The sequence below is a fragment of the Comamonas sp. C11 genome (assembly GCF_024496285.1).
Lineage (GTDB): Bacteria > Pseudomonadota > Gammaproteobacteria > Burkholderiales > Burkholderiaceae_C > Comamonas > Comamonas testosteroni_F.
The window spans coordinates 3956498-3970634 of the sequence record NZ_CP101743.1; the positions used below are offsets into that span (position 1 = coordinate 3956498).

Below are 14137 nucleotides of genomic sequence, written 5' to 3' on the forward strand. Positions count from 1 at the left end.
CTCCGTCAAGACACCTGCTTGAGCGGGATGGTGCGCTGCCTGGCCATACGCTCGGCAGCGCGAGTCCTGTCCTTCACATCGCCCGCGAGCTGACCACAGGCCGCATCGATATCGTCACCCCGGGTCTTGCGCACCGTGGTCACGATGCCGGCATTGCTCAGCAACGTAGCGAACTCGGTCACGCGGGCCGAAGGCGAGCGCAACAGACCCGAAGCGGGGAAGGGATTGAACGGGATCAGATTGAACTTGCACCAGCTCTTGCCATCGCCGCGCGCGCGCACCAACTCTATCAGCTGGCGCGCATGCTCAGGCTGATCGTTAACGCCGTCGAGCATGCAATATTCAAAGGTGATGAAGTCACGTGGCGCGAACTCCAGATAGCGCTCGCAGGCGTCCAGCAGTTCGGCAATCGGGTACTTCTTGTTCAGCGGCACCAGGTTGTCACGCAGCGGATCATTGGGCGCGTGCAGCGACACCGCAAGTGCCACGGCACAGTCCTGCGACAGACGATCCATCATGGGCACCACGCCCGAGGTGGACACCGTCACGCGGCGGCGCGACAGGCCATAGCCATGATCATCCAGCATCACGCGCAGGGCAGGCACCAGCGCACTGTAGTTCTGCAGCGGCTCACCCATGCCCATCATCACCACGTTGGAGATGATGCGATCTTCGGTACCGAAGCGCTTGCGCAGCGAATGCTCTGCATACCAGAGCTGGGCAAGGATTTCGCCGGTATTGAGGTTGCGGCTGAAGCCCTGATGCCCGGTCGAGCAAAAGCGGCAGCCCACGGCGCAACCTGCCTGGGACGAGACACACAGCGTGCCACGGTCGTCCTCAGGAATGAAAACGGATTCAACGGCATTGCCGTCACCCACATCGAACAGCCACTTCACGGTGCCATCGGCAGAGACATGCTCGGTCACCACGGGCAAAGCGGTAATGTGGGCCCGGCTTTTGAGCTTTTCGCGCAAAGACTTGGCCAGATCGGTCATCTGGTCGAAATCGGATGCGCCACGCTGGTGAATCCAGCGGAACAGCTGCGTCGCACGGAAACGCTTCTCCCCGAGCTGCTCGCAATAAGCGGTCAGTCCTTCGAGGTCAAAATCAAGCAAATTAGTAGTCATATCGGCATGTGGCGAGGCGTCTTGCGAACGGTGTTTGCCACGCCGTGGCCAGCATCTTCAAGTGCTGACACCCGCTTTGCACGAATGCAAAGCGCTGGCGTCAGCGAGAGCATGCTGTAAAGCTAGCGTGGGATTAACGCGAGTACACGTTCATGCCGGGGAAGAAGAAGGCAACTTCCACAGCAGCAGTTTCAGCAGCGTCGGAGCCGTGCACGGCGTTGGCGTCGATGCTGTCGGCGAAGTCGGCGCGGATGGTGCCCTTCTCGGCCTTCTTGGGGTCGGTGGCGCCCATCAGTTCACGGTTCTTCAGGATGGCGTTCTCGCCTTCCAGAGCCTGGATCATCACGGGGCCGGAGACCATGAAGTCCACCAGATCCTTGAAGAAAGGACGGGCAGCGTGCACAGCGTAGAACTGCTCGGCTTCGCCGCGCGACAGGTGCACCAGCTTGGCAGCCACGATCTTCAGGCCAGCAGCTTCGAAGCGGGCGTAGATTTGGCCGATCACGTTCTTGGCAACTGCGTCGGGCTTGATGATGGAGAGGGTACGTTCGATAGCCATGATGATTATTTCCTAATCAGGGTTACTATGGGTTTTTGCCGAAAAAGCAAAACAGTTGATTTTAGCGGTGCCACCATAGACCTTGAAGTCCGGGCAGCACTCAAATCCTTACGGATACCTTTTTAGCGGCCGCCGCGGCGACCGCCGCCACCGCCACCACCAGGGCGACGCTTGGCGTTCTGGCGGGCACGCGACAGGCTGTCGCTGCCGATATAGCCCACCGAGGTGCGCATGGGGTCGGGCTGACCGCCCCCCTGCGAGCGACCCGAGCCACCGGAGCGGCCGCCGGACTTGTTGCGCGGGTTGTCGCCCAGCATGCCGCTGGGTGCCGGACGATTGCCGTCCCACTCGCCACGGCGCTGGCCGCCGCCTTCACGGCGCCCCTGAGGTGCTCGATCGGCATTCATGCCGTTGCCGCGACCGCCGCTGCGGTTGTTGCGGCCGCCACGGTTGTTGGCGCCACGGGCACCGCCGCTGTTGCGCTCGACGGGAGCGCGCTCCTTGACGCCGGCTGCCGACATCAGCGCCTGGATATCGGCCTGATCAAGTTCCACCCAGGCGCCGCGCTTGAGACCGCGCGGCAGCATCATGGCGCCGTAGCGAATGCGGATCAGACGGCTGACGGCATGGCCCACAGCCTCGAACATGCGACGCACTTCGCGGTTGCGGCCTTCGGAGATGGTCACGCGGTACCAGCAGTTGGCACCTTCGCCACCGCCATCTTCCACGGCACCGAAGCTGGCTTCACCGTCTTCGAGCTGCACGCCGTCCAGCAGACGCTGCTTCTCTTCCTTGCTCAGCGCGCCCAGCACGCGGGCCGCGTATTCACGCTCCAGGCCGAAGCGGGGGTGCATCAGCGAGTTCGCCAGCTCGCCCGAGCTGGTGAACAGCAGCAGACCTTCGGTATTCAGGTCCAGGCGCCCCACCGACTGCCACTTGCCATGCTGCAGCTTGGGCAGCTTGCGGAACACCGTGGGACGGTTCTGAGGATCGTCATGCGTCACCACTTCGCCCACGGGCTTGTGATAGGCAATCACGCGTGCGGGCGGCGGGTCGATACGGAAGCGGATGGGCTGGCCGTTGACCTTGACGATATCGCCGAACTGAATGCGCTGGCCGACGTGGGCAGGCTCGTTGTTGACCGAGATGCGCCCTTCCAGGATCAGTTGCTCCATCTCCAGGCGCGAACCCATGCCGGCCTGGGCCAGCACCTTGTGCAGCTTCGGAGAGTCTACCTGGGGCGCAAGCACGCGCTTGGCGGGCATGGCGCTGCCGTTCTCTTCCTCATCGTCGAAGTCGCCCGAGATCACATCGGCAAAGTCGATGTTCTGGCTCTTGCGTCCCCTGGGCCCATGAGGAGCGGCAACGCTCTCAACAGCCACTTCGGCAACGACGATATCCGCTGCTGCGTCCTGGTTCTGGCCCTGGTCCTGGTCCTGGGACTGCACCTCCTGCTCAGCCGCGGGCTGAACAGACTCTTCGACGGCCACGGCTTCTTCGGCACGCGGCTTGGTCACACGCTTGCGCGCTGGCTTGGCCTCGGCAGCAGCGTCCTTTTTGACGCCGGCACGCTTGCGCGGTGCTGCTGGCTTCTTGGCCTCGTCGGCATCCTTGGCGCCATCGGCCTTGGCTGCGCGGGGCTTGCGAGTCTTCTTGACCGGCTCGGCTTCGGGCGAAGCGGCTGCGGACTCGGGCATCGGGTTCGATGTCTCGTTGTTCATTCCAGTTTTCCTTCGGGGATGACGCCATCGTCACCCTCCACAATTCCTTGTTCTGCTGACCCGACGGCATCGTCGGCCCGCGCTTTCGTCTTTGTGTCCTCGGCCTCGTCGTCGTCGCTGCCATAGTCATCCTCGAGAAACGCCTTCAGGCCCACCCACTCGGTACGTCCGGCTTTCTTGGCCGCCGGTTTGGGCTCCGGCTCTGCCGCCTTGGCTGTCCTGACGGGCCTGACCGCCTTGGGCTTGCTCACGGACGGCAGCTCCTCTGTCGGCCCTGGCTCCGCATCCGGCAACTCAACCGCTATCTCTTCAGTAGCAGCTTGCGCAATATCAATCGGCGTTTGGTCCGGATATGACTTCAACTCTGGCGCATCCGCCTCGGGCTGAATCTCCGACACAAGCCCTGCAGGCGCTTGCACCACTGGGTCGACATCGGTGTCCGGCAGCTCCTGCGCCCCCTCTTCCTCACCCGAGGCACGCAGGATCTCACTCTCCGCCGCATCGGACTCTGTCACGACATCCACCGACTCTGCGGCCTCCACGCCTTCCTGGCGCTGGGCCTCCTCGACACCGGCCTCCGGCACGGAGGCTGGTTCGCCCTCCTCCCCATCCAGCGCCTTGAACAGACTTTGCTGGGCCTGTGTTTCCTCCAGCATGGGCAGCTGATCCAGCGACTGCAGACCCAGATCATCGAGAAACTGGCGCGTGGTGGCAAACAGCGCAGGCCGCCCCACGGTTTCACGGTGGCCGATGACCTCGATCCAGCCCCGGTCTTCCAGCTGCTTGATGATCAGGCTGTTCACGGTCACGCCGCGGATGTCCTCTATATCACCCCGCGTGACCGGCTGACGGTAGGCAATGATGGCCAGCGTCTCCAGCGTCGCCCGCGTGTACTTGGGCGGCTTCTCGGGGTGAAGCTTGTCCAGGTAGACGCGCATCTCGGGCCGGCTCTGAAAACGCCAGCCAGAAGCCACCTGCACCAGTTCCACGCCCTTGAGGGCCCAGTCCTTTTGCAGGTCCAGCAGCAAATCCTTAACCGTGTCCGAGCCCAGCACATCATCAAAAAGTGAGCGCAATTCCCGCAGCGTTACAGGCTGCGGGGCACAAATCAATGCTGTTTCAAGAACCCGCTTGGCATCTACCGTATTCATGGGCGCAGCGTTTCGGGAGCGGCTGTCGCACCGACTGCGGTGGGACGCCTGATTCTAAGAAGAGAGGGAAGCGCCCCAAAGATGCCATGCGAGTGATGGTCAGAGGCTTTCCGGCAGATTGTAACGCAGACCCCATAAATCCAGTGCACCAGCCATGTCTTGCGGCAGCGGCGCATAGTGGACCAGCGGCTTTTTCGTCACCGGGTGCTCGAAGGCCAGTCTGAAGGCATGCAGTGCCTGGCGCTCCAGCCCACCCTCGGGCTGACCGCCATACAGCGTGTCGGCTATCAGCGGATGGCCGAGCGAAGCCATGTGCACCCGGATCTGGTGCGTGCGACCGGTGTGCAGCGTGCAGCGCACCAGGCTGTGAGCTGCATCGCCATCGAGCAGATCGAAATCGGTGCGCGCCTGCTTGCCGGGGTGCAGATTCAGATCCACCACCGCCATGCGCAGGCGGTTGCGTGGATCGCGGCCGATCGGCGCATCGACTTCGCGGCGCTTGCGGCTGCCCCATTGCTTGTGGGCAAGCGCCAGATACTGACGGCTCACATCGCGCGCGGCAATCATCTTGATGAGCGCATCCATGGTGCTGCGATTGCGCGCCACCACCATCAAACCGCTGGTGTCCTTGTCCAGACGGTGAACAATGCCGGCGCGCGGCACCTGACGCGCTTTTTCGTCACGCGCCAGCAGACCATTGAGCAATGTGCCCGTCCAGTTGCCGGGCGCCGGATGCACCACCAGACCCGCAGGCTTGTTGATGACCAGCAGATCATCGTCCTCATAGACCACCTGCAGATCCATGGCCTCGGGCTGGAAGGCCATGCTCTGCTGGGTGGGACGCATTTCCACGCGCAGGCGGTCGCCCACGGCCACCTTGACCGAGGGCTTGAGCAGAACCTTGCCATTGAGCGTGACCGCGCCGTCGGCCAGCAACTGCTGCAGATAGCTGCGCGAGAACTCGGACACCCCCAGCGCCAGCACCTTGTCCACACGCTGACCGTGATGCTCGGTGCCGACCGAGAGTTCACGGTTCTCGACCTCGGCCGAGGCAATGGCGTCTTCGGCTGCTTCGTCCCAGCTCTGCTCTGCCGCGTCAGAAGGCACAAGCCCCTGCTGGGCAGGGGCTTGTGCGGCTTGCTTGCGTTGCGTGGCCATGCTCAGCGCGAAGGCAGATAGCGCGAAGGATCGACAGGCTTGCCCTGGCGACGCACCTCGAAGTGCAGCTTGACGCGATCGGCATCGGTGCTGCCCATCTCGGCAATCTTCTGCCCCTTTTTGACGGCCTGATCTTCCTTGACCAGCAGAGACTGGTTGTGGGCGTAGGCCGTCAGATAGGTGTTGTTGTGCTTGAGGATGATCAGGTTGCCATAGCCACGCAGGCCGGCACCGGCATACACCACACGGCCGTCGGCCGCAGCCACCACGGGATCACCGGCCTTGCCGCTGATGTCGTAGCCCTTGTTGCGCTGCTCGTCGAAGCCGGCAATCAGCGAGCCGCTGGCAGGCCAGATGAAGTTCACATCATCGGCTCCCTTGGCAACAGGCGCAGGGCTTGTTGCTGGCGTGGATGGCACTGGCGTTGCGGTTGCAGCCGGGGGAGTCACGGGGGTAGTCGTCGTTGCAGTGCTGCCACCGCCCACGACCACGGGCGCGACACCGCGACCCGAGCCGGACGATGCGACAGGCGCCTCGCGTCCGGGCGGCACCACACGCACCACCTGACCGACTTCAATCACATTGGGATTGTCCAGATTGCTCCAGCGAGCAATGTCCTTCCAGCTCTGGCCGTGCTCCAGACCAATCCTGATCAGAGTGTCGCCAGGCTTGATGGTGTAGTAACCCGGCTTGCCGGCATTTTCAGCGCCGGGCAGCGACTTGACGTCTACAGTTGAAGACGAGGAGGCCGACTGTCCGCGATCCTCCACAGGAGCCCTGTTTGCCTGGGCAGCACAACCGGCCAGGATGACACCTGCCAGCACGGCCGTTCCCCATGCACCAAGACTTCGCGATACCAACATAAGCTATTCCCTTCTAGGCGATCCCCGATTTTAGAGGGACAAAGTTGACTGCTTCCAAAACTGTCTGCGTAAAACCGTGTGAACTCTTGTCAATCACCAGCAGTGCCTGCTTACCCGCACCAACCACGACCGGAGCCACCAGACGCCCGCCCACCGCCAGTTGGTCGCACCACTCCTGCGGCACCACATCACCGCCGGCAGCGGAGATGATGCCCGCATAGGGCGCGCCACTGGCAAAGCCCACCATGCCGTCACCGAGAATCAGATGCACATTGGACAGGCGCATGGGACGCAGATGGCCGCGTGCTTTCTCATGCAGGCCGCGCAGCCGCTCTATCGAATAAACCTCTTTGGTGAGCATGGACAGCACGGCGGCCTGATAGCCGCAGCCCGTACCGATCTCCAGCACTCGTCCTTGCCCGTTGCGGGCTGCATCCGAGTCGAGCAGCAGCTCGATCATGCGGGCCACGATGCTGGGCTTGGAGATGGTCTGACCCAGGCCGATAGGCAGACTGGTGTCTTCATAGGCCTGATTGACCAGAGCACTGTCGACAAAGCGGTGACGCTCCACCGTGGCCATGGCCTGCAGCACGGCCGGGTTGCTGACGCCCGCCGCACCGATGCGCTGTGCCATGCGGGAGCGCACCGTGGATGAGTCCAGCCCCACCCCCACAGGCGAAGCAGCCACACGCAGCGGATTGATGGGCTTGGGAGTAACGGGCGGCCGCGCCGCGCTGGTGCCCATCTGCACGGAACGTGCAATCCAGCCCGGAACCTGAGGCGGACGACGCTCGCTCACGATGCGGCCGCCGATGTGGTGGATGGACCGGCCAGCTTGCTGGCCGTCTGCGCCCAATAGCCGAGGTTTTCATGGTCGGTCAGATCGACCTTGAGCGGCGTCATGGAGACATGGCCATGGGCGGTGGCATGGAAGTCCGTGCCTTCGGAGTCGTCCTTTGCTGCGCCGGCGCTGCCGATCCAGTACATGGTCTCGCCACGTGGACTTTGCTGCTGAATGGCCTGCTCGGCCGCATGACGTCGCCCCAGGCGACACAACTTGACGCTTTTGAGTGCATGCAGCGGCATATTGGGAATATTCACGTTCAACAACCAGGGAGCAGTACCGATCAACTGCTGGGCCAGCATCTCCTGAACCATCTGACGGGCCGTGGCAGCTGCCGCCTCCAGTTCGGCCCAGCCCTTGTCCACCTGGGAGAAGGCAATCGACGGAATGCCGAACAGATAGCCTTCCATGGCCGCCCCCACGGTGCCCGAGTAAATCGTGTCGTCGCCCATATTGGCGCCGTTGTTGATGCCCGAGACCACCAGATCGGGCCGGTAGCCCAGCAGGCCGGTCAGCGCGATATGCACGCAGTCTGCAGGCGTGCCGTTCACGTAGCGAAAGCCGTTATAGGCCTGGTGCACATACAGCGGCGCGTTCAGCGTCAACGCATTGGACTTGGCGCTGTTGTTGTGCTCGGGCGCCACCACTTCGACGTCTGCCACGGTGCGCAGCGCATCGTGCAAAGCCACGATGCCTGGGGCCTGAAAGCCGTCGTCATTGCAAATAAGAATCTTCATGGATGAGGCGGATTGTAGGCGGCTCCAAGGTCACGACAGAGACACGCGGCATTCGCACCACACTTCTATCATCTGCGAGCCGATTCCCCCCAATCTCACCTCAAGAAGATCAGGAGACAAGATATGCACGCATGGCTTTGCACCACACCCACCGGCGTCGAGACCCTGCAATGGACCGAGCAGCCCACACCGCAGCCCGGCCCCGGCCAGGTGCTGCTGGAAGTCAAGGCTGCCAGCCTGAACTTTCCCGATCTGCTGATCGTGCAGAACAAATACCAGATCAAGCCGGCCCTGCCCTTTGTGCCGGGCTCGGAATACGCCGGCGTAGTGCAGGCCGTGGGCGAAGGCGTCAAACATCTCAAGGTAGGCCAGCATGTGGCCTGTCTTTCGGGCACGGGCGGGTTCGCCACACATACGCTGGCACCCGCCGCCATGTGCATGCCGCTTCCGGCCGACTTCCCCTTTGTCGATGCCGCAGCCTTCATCATGACCTATGCCACCTCCCACCATGCGCTGATCGACCGCGGTCAGCTCAAGGCCGGCGAGACCGTACTCGTACTGGGCGCCGCGGGTGGCGTTGGCACGGCAGCCATACAGATTGCCAAGGCAGCTGGCGCACGGGTGATTGCAGCGGCCTCCACCGACGAGAAATGTGCGCTGTGCAAGGCTCAAGGTGCAGACGTCACCATCAACTACAGCCAGGGCGATCTGCGGGAAGCCATCAAGGCCGCGACCGACGGCAAGGGCCCCGACGTGATATACGATCCCGTGGGCGGCGAGTTCGCCGAGCCCGCCTTCCGCTCCATTGCCTGGCGCGGCCGCTATCTGATCATCGGATTTGCCTCCGGCCCCATCCCCTCTCTGCCGCTGAACCTGCCGCTGCTCAAGGGCGCTTCCCTGGTCGGCGTGTTCTGGGGCGACTTCGCCAAGCGCGAGCCTCAGAACAATGCAGCCATGATGCAGGAGCTGTCGCAATGGTGGGCCCAGGGCAGGATCAAGCCCGTGATCGACCGCACCATGCCCATGAGCGAGCTGTTCGCCGCCTACGAGCGCATGGGCTCGCGCCAGGTACAGGGCAAGCTGGTGCTGGTCAACGCGTAAAGCTGCGGTAAACCGCGGCGATGTCTGCGGGGTCGGGGATACTTCCAGCCACTGGCTACAAGAACCCGACACCACAGCATCGCCATGTTTTATCCTCTTCACACGCAGGCGCCGGATCGCCGGCGCTTTCTGATTGCCTCCAGCCTTGCCACGGCCGTGGGTGCCCTGCCAGCCTGGGCCCGTGCCACGGAATCGCTGGCCCACAACCCGTTCACTCTGGGAGTGGCCAGCGGCGACCCGGAGCCCGACAACATCCTGATCTGGACGCGGCTGACAGCACCTCTGTCCTATCTGGGTACAGCGGCCGCGCCAGACCTGGCAGCACAGACCGTCCACTGGGAAGTGGCGCACGATGCCCAGTTCCGCCAGGCCGTGGCCCATGGGCAGGCCCAGGCGAGGGCCGAATGGGGCCACGCCGTCCATGTGCAGGTCAACGGCCTGAGCCCTGACCGCTGGTATTTCTACCGCTTCCGCTGTGGCAACGCCTTCAGCGCCACCGCACGCTGCCGCACCGCCCCGGCAGCCGGAGCCGATGTGCGCAAGCTGCGCCTGGCCGTGGCCTCCTGCCAGCGCTGGGAACACGGCTTCTACAGCGCCTGGGCCGATGCCGCGCAGGCCTCGCCCGATCTGGTGCTGTTTCTCGGCGACTACATCTATGAATATGCGCAACCGGCCAAGCCCGATGGACTGGCTCGTCCGCAGCCGCTGCGTACCGCCCAGACCTTGCAGGACTACCGCGACCGCTATGCATTGCACAAGAGCGATCCCCATCTGCAGGCCGCCCATGCCGTGTGCAACTGGTCCGTCATCTGGGATGATCACGAGGTTGAAAACGACTATGTAGCCCAGTACGGACGCGGGGACAGCGCTCACTTTCTGGCCAGGCGCATGGCGGCCTGGCAGGCTTTCTACGAAAACATGCCGCTGCGTGACAGCGCATTGCAGCGCAACTTTCAAGGCCTGGCGCTGTACCGCAGTCTGCAGTGGGGCAAGCTGGCCAGGCTGCATCTGCTGGACGGCCGCCAGTACCGCGATCTGCAGGCCTGCCGCCCCGAGGGCAAGGCCAGCACCGGCACCGTGGACCCGGCCGAATGCCCTGCCCTGCAAGATCCGGCACGCAGCTTCCTGGGCTGGGATCAGGAGCGCTGGCTGGCCCGGCAGTTGCAGGACGATGCTCGCCAGAGGGCCGAGGCCACCCGCTGGAGCACCGTGGTGCAGACCACCTTGTTCTCGGCCCGCAAGCATCCCAATGGCCGGCAGTCGACCGACAGCTGGGACGGCTACCCTCAGGCTCGCCAGCGCCTGGTGCGCCAGATTGCCGAGAGCCAGCCACGCAACAGCGTGCTGCTCGGCGGAGACATTCACCAGAACTATGTCTGCTCCATTGCAGCCCGGGCCGATCAGGCCCCGGACAAGGCCAACCCGGTGATTGCCAGCGAATTCTGCGGCACCTCCATCAGCTCGCACAGCGGCACGACACAGGCCAGGGTCGATGCCATCGTGGCCCACAATCCACAGGTGGTTTTCGCGCGCTGTGAGGAGCGCGGCTACAGCCTCGTGGAGATCACGCCACAGTCCATGAGCACCGAGCTGCGCGCCGTGAGCAACCCGCTCCAGGCCGACAGCAGTCTCTATACGCTGGCACGCTTTGTGGTGGAAGATCGCCGCCCCGGCCCTGTGAAGATCGCCTGATGCGCTGCGGCATACTCGGGTCATGCAAAACACACAGGCCTCGAGACCCGAAATTCCCCTGTGGCGCGGTACGGCGACAACCCTGCTGATTGCGGGATTGCTCGCAGGCTGCGGCCTGCCGCCCATGCCGGATCGCACTGCCACACGGGCGCTGAGTGCCGAGCAGGCCCTGCAAACCCGGCTCGGCCAGGCTCTGGAGCCGCTGCTGCAGGCACATCCTGGGCAGAGCGGTATCCATATGCTGGCCGATGCCCATGACGCCTATGTTGCCCGCGCCCTGCTGGCCCGAGCCGCGCAGCGCACCCTCGATGTGCAGTACTACATCTGGCGCAACGACACCACAGGCCATTTGCTGCTCGATGAGCTGCTGCTCGCGGCAGACCGCGGCGTGCGCGTACGCCTGCTGCTGGACGATGGCGGCACCGGCGGCATGGACGCCATGCTGGCAGCCCTGGACCAGCATCCGCAGATCGAGGTGAGGCTGTTCAACCCCTTTGCCCTGCGCACGCCCAAGGCGATCGGCTATGTGACGGACTTCGCGCGCACTCAGCGGCGCATGCACAACAAGAGCTACACGGCCGACTCCGCCGCCACCATCGTGGGCGGGCGCAATATCGGTGACGAGTACTTTGCCGCCTCCGACGGCGTGCTGTTCGCCGACCTCGATGTGGTGGCCACTGGCTCGGTGGTGGGCGAGGTGGCAGCGGAATTCGACCGTTACTGGAACAGCCCCTCGGCCTACCCGGTAGTCAGCCTGCTGCCCGCCATGCCACAGCAGGCCGTGGACAAGGTCTACGCAAGCCTGCACGCCGATGTAAACCGCCCCGAATCCCAGGCCTATGTGCAGGCCGTGGGCCGCAGCCGCTTCAGCACCGATTTGCTGGAAGGCCGACTGCCGCTGCAATGGGCCGAGACCACCCTGGTCAGCGACGACCCGGCCAAGGTCCTGCGCAAAGCCGCGCCCGAAGACTTGCTGCTGTCCCAGCTCCAGCCGGTGATTGGCCAGCCGCAGCAGTTGCTGGAAGTGGTGTCACCCTATTTCGTGCCCACCCAGGCCGGAGTCGACGCCTTTGCCCACCTGCGCCAGCAAGGTGTGCGAGTGCGCATTCTGACCAACAGCCTGGAGGCAACCGATGTGGCCGTGGTGCACGCGGGCTACGAGAAATACCGCAAGCCGCTGCTGAAGATGGGCGTGGAACTCCACGAAATGCGCCGCCAGATCGATCTGCGCAATCAGCTCGCAGCCGACGAGCCGGACAAGCCCCGAAAGAGCAAGCCTGCCGAAAAGACCCCAAAGCGCGAAGCCCCGTCACCTGCAGCGCTGAGTGGCAGCTCCGCCACCACGGGCAGCTCGGGCGCCAGCCTGCATGCCAAGACCTTCGCGGTCGACGGCAAGCAGCTCTTTGTCGGCTCCTTCAACTTCGATCCGCGCTCGGCCGTGCTCAACACCGAAATGGGCGTGGTCATCAAAGATCCGGCCTTGAGCCAGCAGGTCAGCACCAGCCTGGATCAGCATCTGCCGTATATGGCCTACAAGGTGCAACTGGACCCGCAGGGCAGACTGAGCTGGACGGGCCAGAATCCGCAGCCGCCCCACGAAGCCCAGACCTTCAGTGCCGACCCCGGCACCAGCTGGTGGCAGCGTTTCATGGTGCGGGTGCTGAGCTGGCTGCCCATCGAAGGGCTTTTGTAGCTCAGTCCAGACGGATGGAGGGCCGCAGCCGCGCGTTCATCAGGTCGATCAGCCACAGCAGGCCACCGCGCCAGAAGCCGTAAAGCCGCGCTTGGTGCGAGCGGTACAGCATGATGTGGCTGAGCATGGCCATGCGGCCACGGATCACGCCGCCGTTGAACAGACCGAACTTTCCCAGCGAGCCATAGGCGTCGTAATGCGCGAGGGACACCAGGGCACCAAAGTCGCGATAGGCAAAGCCTACGGGCTTGGCCCCAGGACGCTCCAGCACATGGGGCAGGGTCTCGATCAGATAGCGGGCCTGCTGGTGGGCCACCTGGGCCGTAGGAGGCAAGGCCTCCTGCTTGCCCGGCAAGGTATAGCTGGCGCAGTCGCCCAGGGCATAGATATCAGGGTCACTGGTCTGCATCTCGTCATTGACCAGCAACTGATTGCTGCGCGTGGTCTGCAAACCCAGCTGCATCAGGAATTCCGGGGCCTTGACCCCGGCAGCCCAGACACGCAGGCTGGCGGGAATCAGCTCGCCATTGGCCAGCTCGAAACCCTGCTCGGTCGCACGGCTGACGCGGCCGCCAACGATCACGGAAACGCCCAGGGCCTGCAGCCGCACGCGCGTGGCCTCGGAGATTTCTTCGGGAAAGCTGGGCAGCAGGCGCGAGCCTGCCTCGATCAGCACGATGCGGAACTTTGCCGCCTCGCCCAATGCGCCGTAGGCCGTGGCACTCTCTGCAAGCTGAACCAGCTCTGCGGCCAGTTCAACCCCTGTGGCACCGCCGCCCACGATGGCGACCTGCAACTGCTCGCCACTGGTCATGCAGCGCACCATGCGCAAACGAATTTCCTGGTTGAAGGCATCGGCCTTGCGGCGCGAATCGATCATGAAGCAATGTTCATGAACGCCGGGCGTGCCGAAGTCGTTGGCACCGCTGCCCACCGCAATCACCAGCTTGTCATAGGCAAGACGCCGCCCCGCAACGAGCTCGCGACCATCGGGGGCATAGATGGGGGCCAGCAGAATCTCACGTGCCTCACGGTCCAGACCGCACATCTCGCCGGGCTGGTAGGCAAAGTCGGCATCGGTGGCCTGGGCAAGATAAGTGGTCTGCTGTTGGGCCAGATCGCGGGTGCCGGCGGCAATCGTGTGCAGCATGGGCTTCCAGACATGGGCGGAGTCGCTGTCCACCAGCGTCACCGTGTCAATGCTCTCGCTCTTGAGCTTGCCCAGGGCTGTGGCCACCTCCAGCCCCGCCACGCCTCCGCCCACGACCACGATGCGGGACCCTTGCCCATCGTGTGGAGGCCGAGGCTTTCGAGCTTGCGGCTCCTGGGATTCGGTGACGAGCTGCTCGCCCTGCCCTGCTTGACTGACTGCGTTTTCCATGAACGACCCTGACTCCTCGTCTGTTGTGACCGGACGCCAGAACATCCCAAGATGTCTGGCACGCATTGATTGTTCTTCAATTTTTATAGCATGAAACTCAATATGGACAA

12 protein-coding genes are annotated in these 14137 nt (G+C 63.7%); 3 read left to right on the plus strand and 9 right to left on the minus strand.

Annotated features, from left to right (window positions below):
* Positions 1-5 precede the first annotated feature (5 nt).
* The 8 genes from rlmN to surE form a co-directional block, all read right to left on the minus strand.
* Entirely contained in the window at positions 6-1127 is a 1122-nt protein-coding gene (gene rlmN / locus NOX35_RS18110; protein ID WP_182283545.1) for a 23S rRNA (adenine(2503)-C(2))-methyltransferase RlmN, read from the minus strand.
* Positions 1128-1260: 133 nt separating this feature from the next.
* Complete coding sequence (ndk, locus tag NOX35_RS18115; RefSeq protein ID WP_003053316.1) at positions 1261-1686, minus strand: nucleoside-diphosphate kinase; 426 nt, start codon at positions 1684-1686, stop codon at positions 1261-1263.
* 122 nt (positions 1687-1808) lie between these two features.
* Positions 1809-3407 (minus strand): pseudouridine synthase, encoded by a 1599-nt coding sequence (locus NOX35_RS18120; protein WP_256494220.1) that lies wholly within the window; start codon positions 3405-3407, stop codon positions 1809-1811.
* Positions 3404-4558: an SMC-Scp complex subunit ScpB gene (gene scpB / locus NOX35_RS18125; protein ID WP_256494222.1), complete on the minus strand. Its 1155-nt coding sequence runs from the start codon at positions 4556-4558 to the stop codon at positions 3404-3406. The genes NOX35_RS18120 and scpB overlap by 4 nt, the downstream gene beginning before the upstream one ends.
* Before the next feature lie 99 nt (positions 4559-4657).
* Positions 4658-5716, minus strand: a complete 1059-nt coding sequence (locus NOX35_RS18130; protein ID WP_182283548.1) for an RluA family pseudouridine synthase — start codon at positions 5714-5716, stop codon at positions 4658-4660.
* A 2-nt stretch (positions 5717-5718) separates the two neighbouring features.
* Positions 5719-6579, minus strand: coding sequence for a peptidoglycan DD-metalloendopeptidase family protein (locus tag NOX35_RS18135; protein WP_182283549.1), 861 nt, complete (start codon positions 6577-6579; stop codon positions 5719-5721).
* A gap of 13 nt (positions 6580-6592) precedes the next feature.
* Positions 6593-7435, minus strand: a complete 843-nt coding sequence (locus NOX35_RS18140; protein ID WP_371878493.1) for a protein-L-isoaspartate(D-aspartate) O-methyltransferase — start codon at positions 7433-7435, stop codon at positions 6593-6595.
* Complete coding sequence (gene surE / locus NOX35_RS18145; protein ID WP_182283551.1) at positions 7375-8160, minus strand: 5'/3'-nucleotidase SurE; 786 nt, start codon at positions 8158-8160, stop codon at positions 7375-7377. Before surE ends, NOX35_RS18140 begins: the two co-directional genes overlap by 61 nt.
* Positions 8161-8283: 123 nt before the next feature.
* Between surE and NOX35_RS18150 the strand changes: the two genes are divergently transcribed.
* The 3 genes from NOX35_RS18150 (at position 8284) to NOX35_RS18160 (ending at position 12646) form a co-directional block, all read left to right on the plus strand.
* The gene (locus NOX35_RS18150) at positions 8284-9261 is read left to right on the plus strand and encodes an NADPH:quinone oxidoreductase family protein (protein ID WP_256494224.1); all 978 of its coding nucleotides are present in this window, start codon (positions 8284-8286) and stop codon (positions 9259-9261) included.
* A gap of 84 nt (positions 9262-9345) precedes the next feature.
* Positions 9346-10953, plus strand: coding sequence for an alkaline phosphatase (locus NOX35_RS18155; protein WP_256494225.1), 1608 nt, complete (start codon positions 9346-9348; stop codon positions 10951-10953).
* A 22-nt stretch (positions 10954-10975) separates the two neighbouring features.
* Complete coding sequence (locus NOX35_RS18160) at positions 10976-12646, plus strand: phospholipase D family protein (RefSeq protein ID WP_256494226.1); 1671 nt, start codon at positions 10976-10978, stop codon at positions 12644-12646.
* A gap of 1 nt (position 12647) precedes the next feature.
* Here NOX35_RS18160 and NOX35_RS18165 read toward each other — a convergent pair whose 3' ends face one another.
* Complete coding sequence (locus NOX35_RS18165; protein ID WP_182283555.1) at positions 12648-14027, minus strand: NAD(P)/FAD-dependent oxidoreductase; 1380 nt, start codon at positions 14025-14027, stop codon at positions 12648-12650.
* Positions 14028-14137 lie beyond the last annotated feature (110 nt).

Excerpts from the sequence above, each read along its gene's own strand:
- rlmN (WP_182283545.1), bottom strand. The coding sequence starts at position 1,127 with ATGACTACTAATTTGCTTGATTTTGACCTCGAAGGACTGACCGCTTAT.
- ndk (WP_003053316.1), bottom strand. The coding sequence starts at position 1,686 with ATGGCTATCGAACGTACCCTCTCCATCATCAAGCCCGACGCAGTTGCC.
- NOX35_RS18120 (WP_256494220.1), bottom strand. The coding sequence starts at position 3,407 with ATGAACAACGAGACATCGAACCCGATGCCCGAGTCCGCAGCCGCTTCG.
- scpB (WP_256494222.1), bottom strand. The coding sequence starts at position 4,558 with ATGAATACGGTAGATGCCAAGCGGGTTCTTGAAACAGCATTGATTTGT.
- NOX35_RS18130 (WP_182283548.1), bottom strand. The coding sequence starts at position 5,716 with ATGGCCACGCAACGCAAGCAAGCCGCACAAGCCCCTGCCCAGCAGGGG.
- NOX35_RS18135 (WP_182283549.1), bottom strand. The coding sequence starts at position 6,579 with ATGTTGGTATCGCGAAGTCTTGGTGCATGGGGAACGGCCGTGCTGGCA.
- surE (WP_182283551.1), bottom strand. The coding sequence starts at position 8,160 with ATGAAGATTCTTATTTGCAATGACGACGGCTTTCAGGCCCCAGGCATC.
- NOX35_RS18150 (WP_256494224.1), top strand. The coding sequence starts at position 8,284 with ATGCACGCATGGCTTTGCACCACACCCACCGGCGTCGAGACCCTGCAA.
- NOX35_RS18155 (WP_256494225.1), top strand. The coding sequence starts at position 9,346 with ATGTTTTATCCTCTTCACACGCAGGCGCCGGATCGCCGGCGCTTTCTG.
- NOX35_RS18160 (WP_256494226.1), top strand. The coding sequence starts at position 10,976 with ATGCAAAACACACAGGCCTCGAGACCCGAAATTCCCCTGTGGCGCGGT.
- NOX35_RS18165 (WP_182283555.1), bottom strand. The coding sequence starts at position 14,027 with ATGGAAAACGCAGTCAGTCAAGCAGGGCAGGGCGAGCAGCTCGTCACC.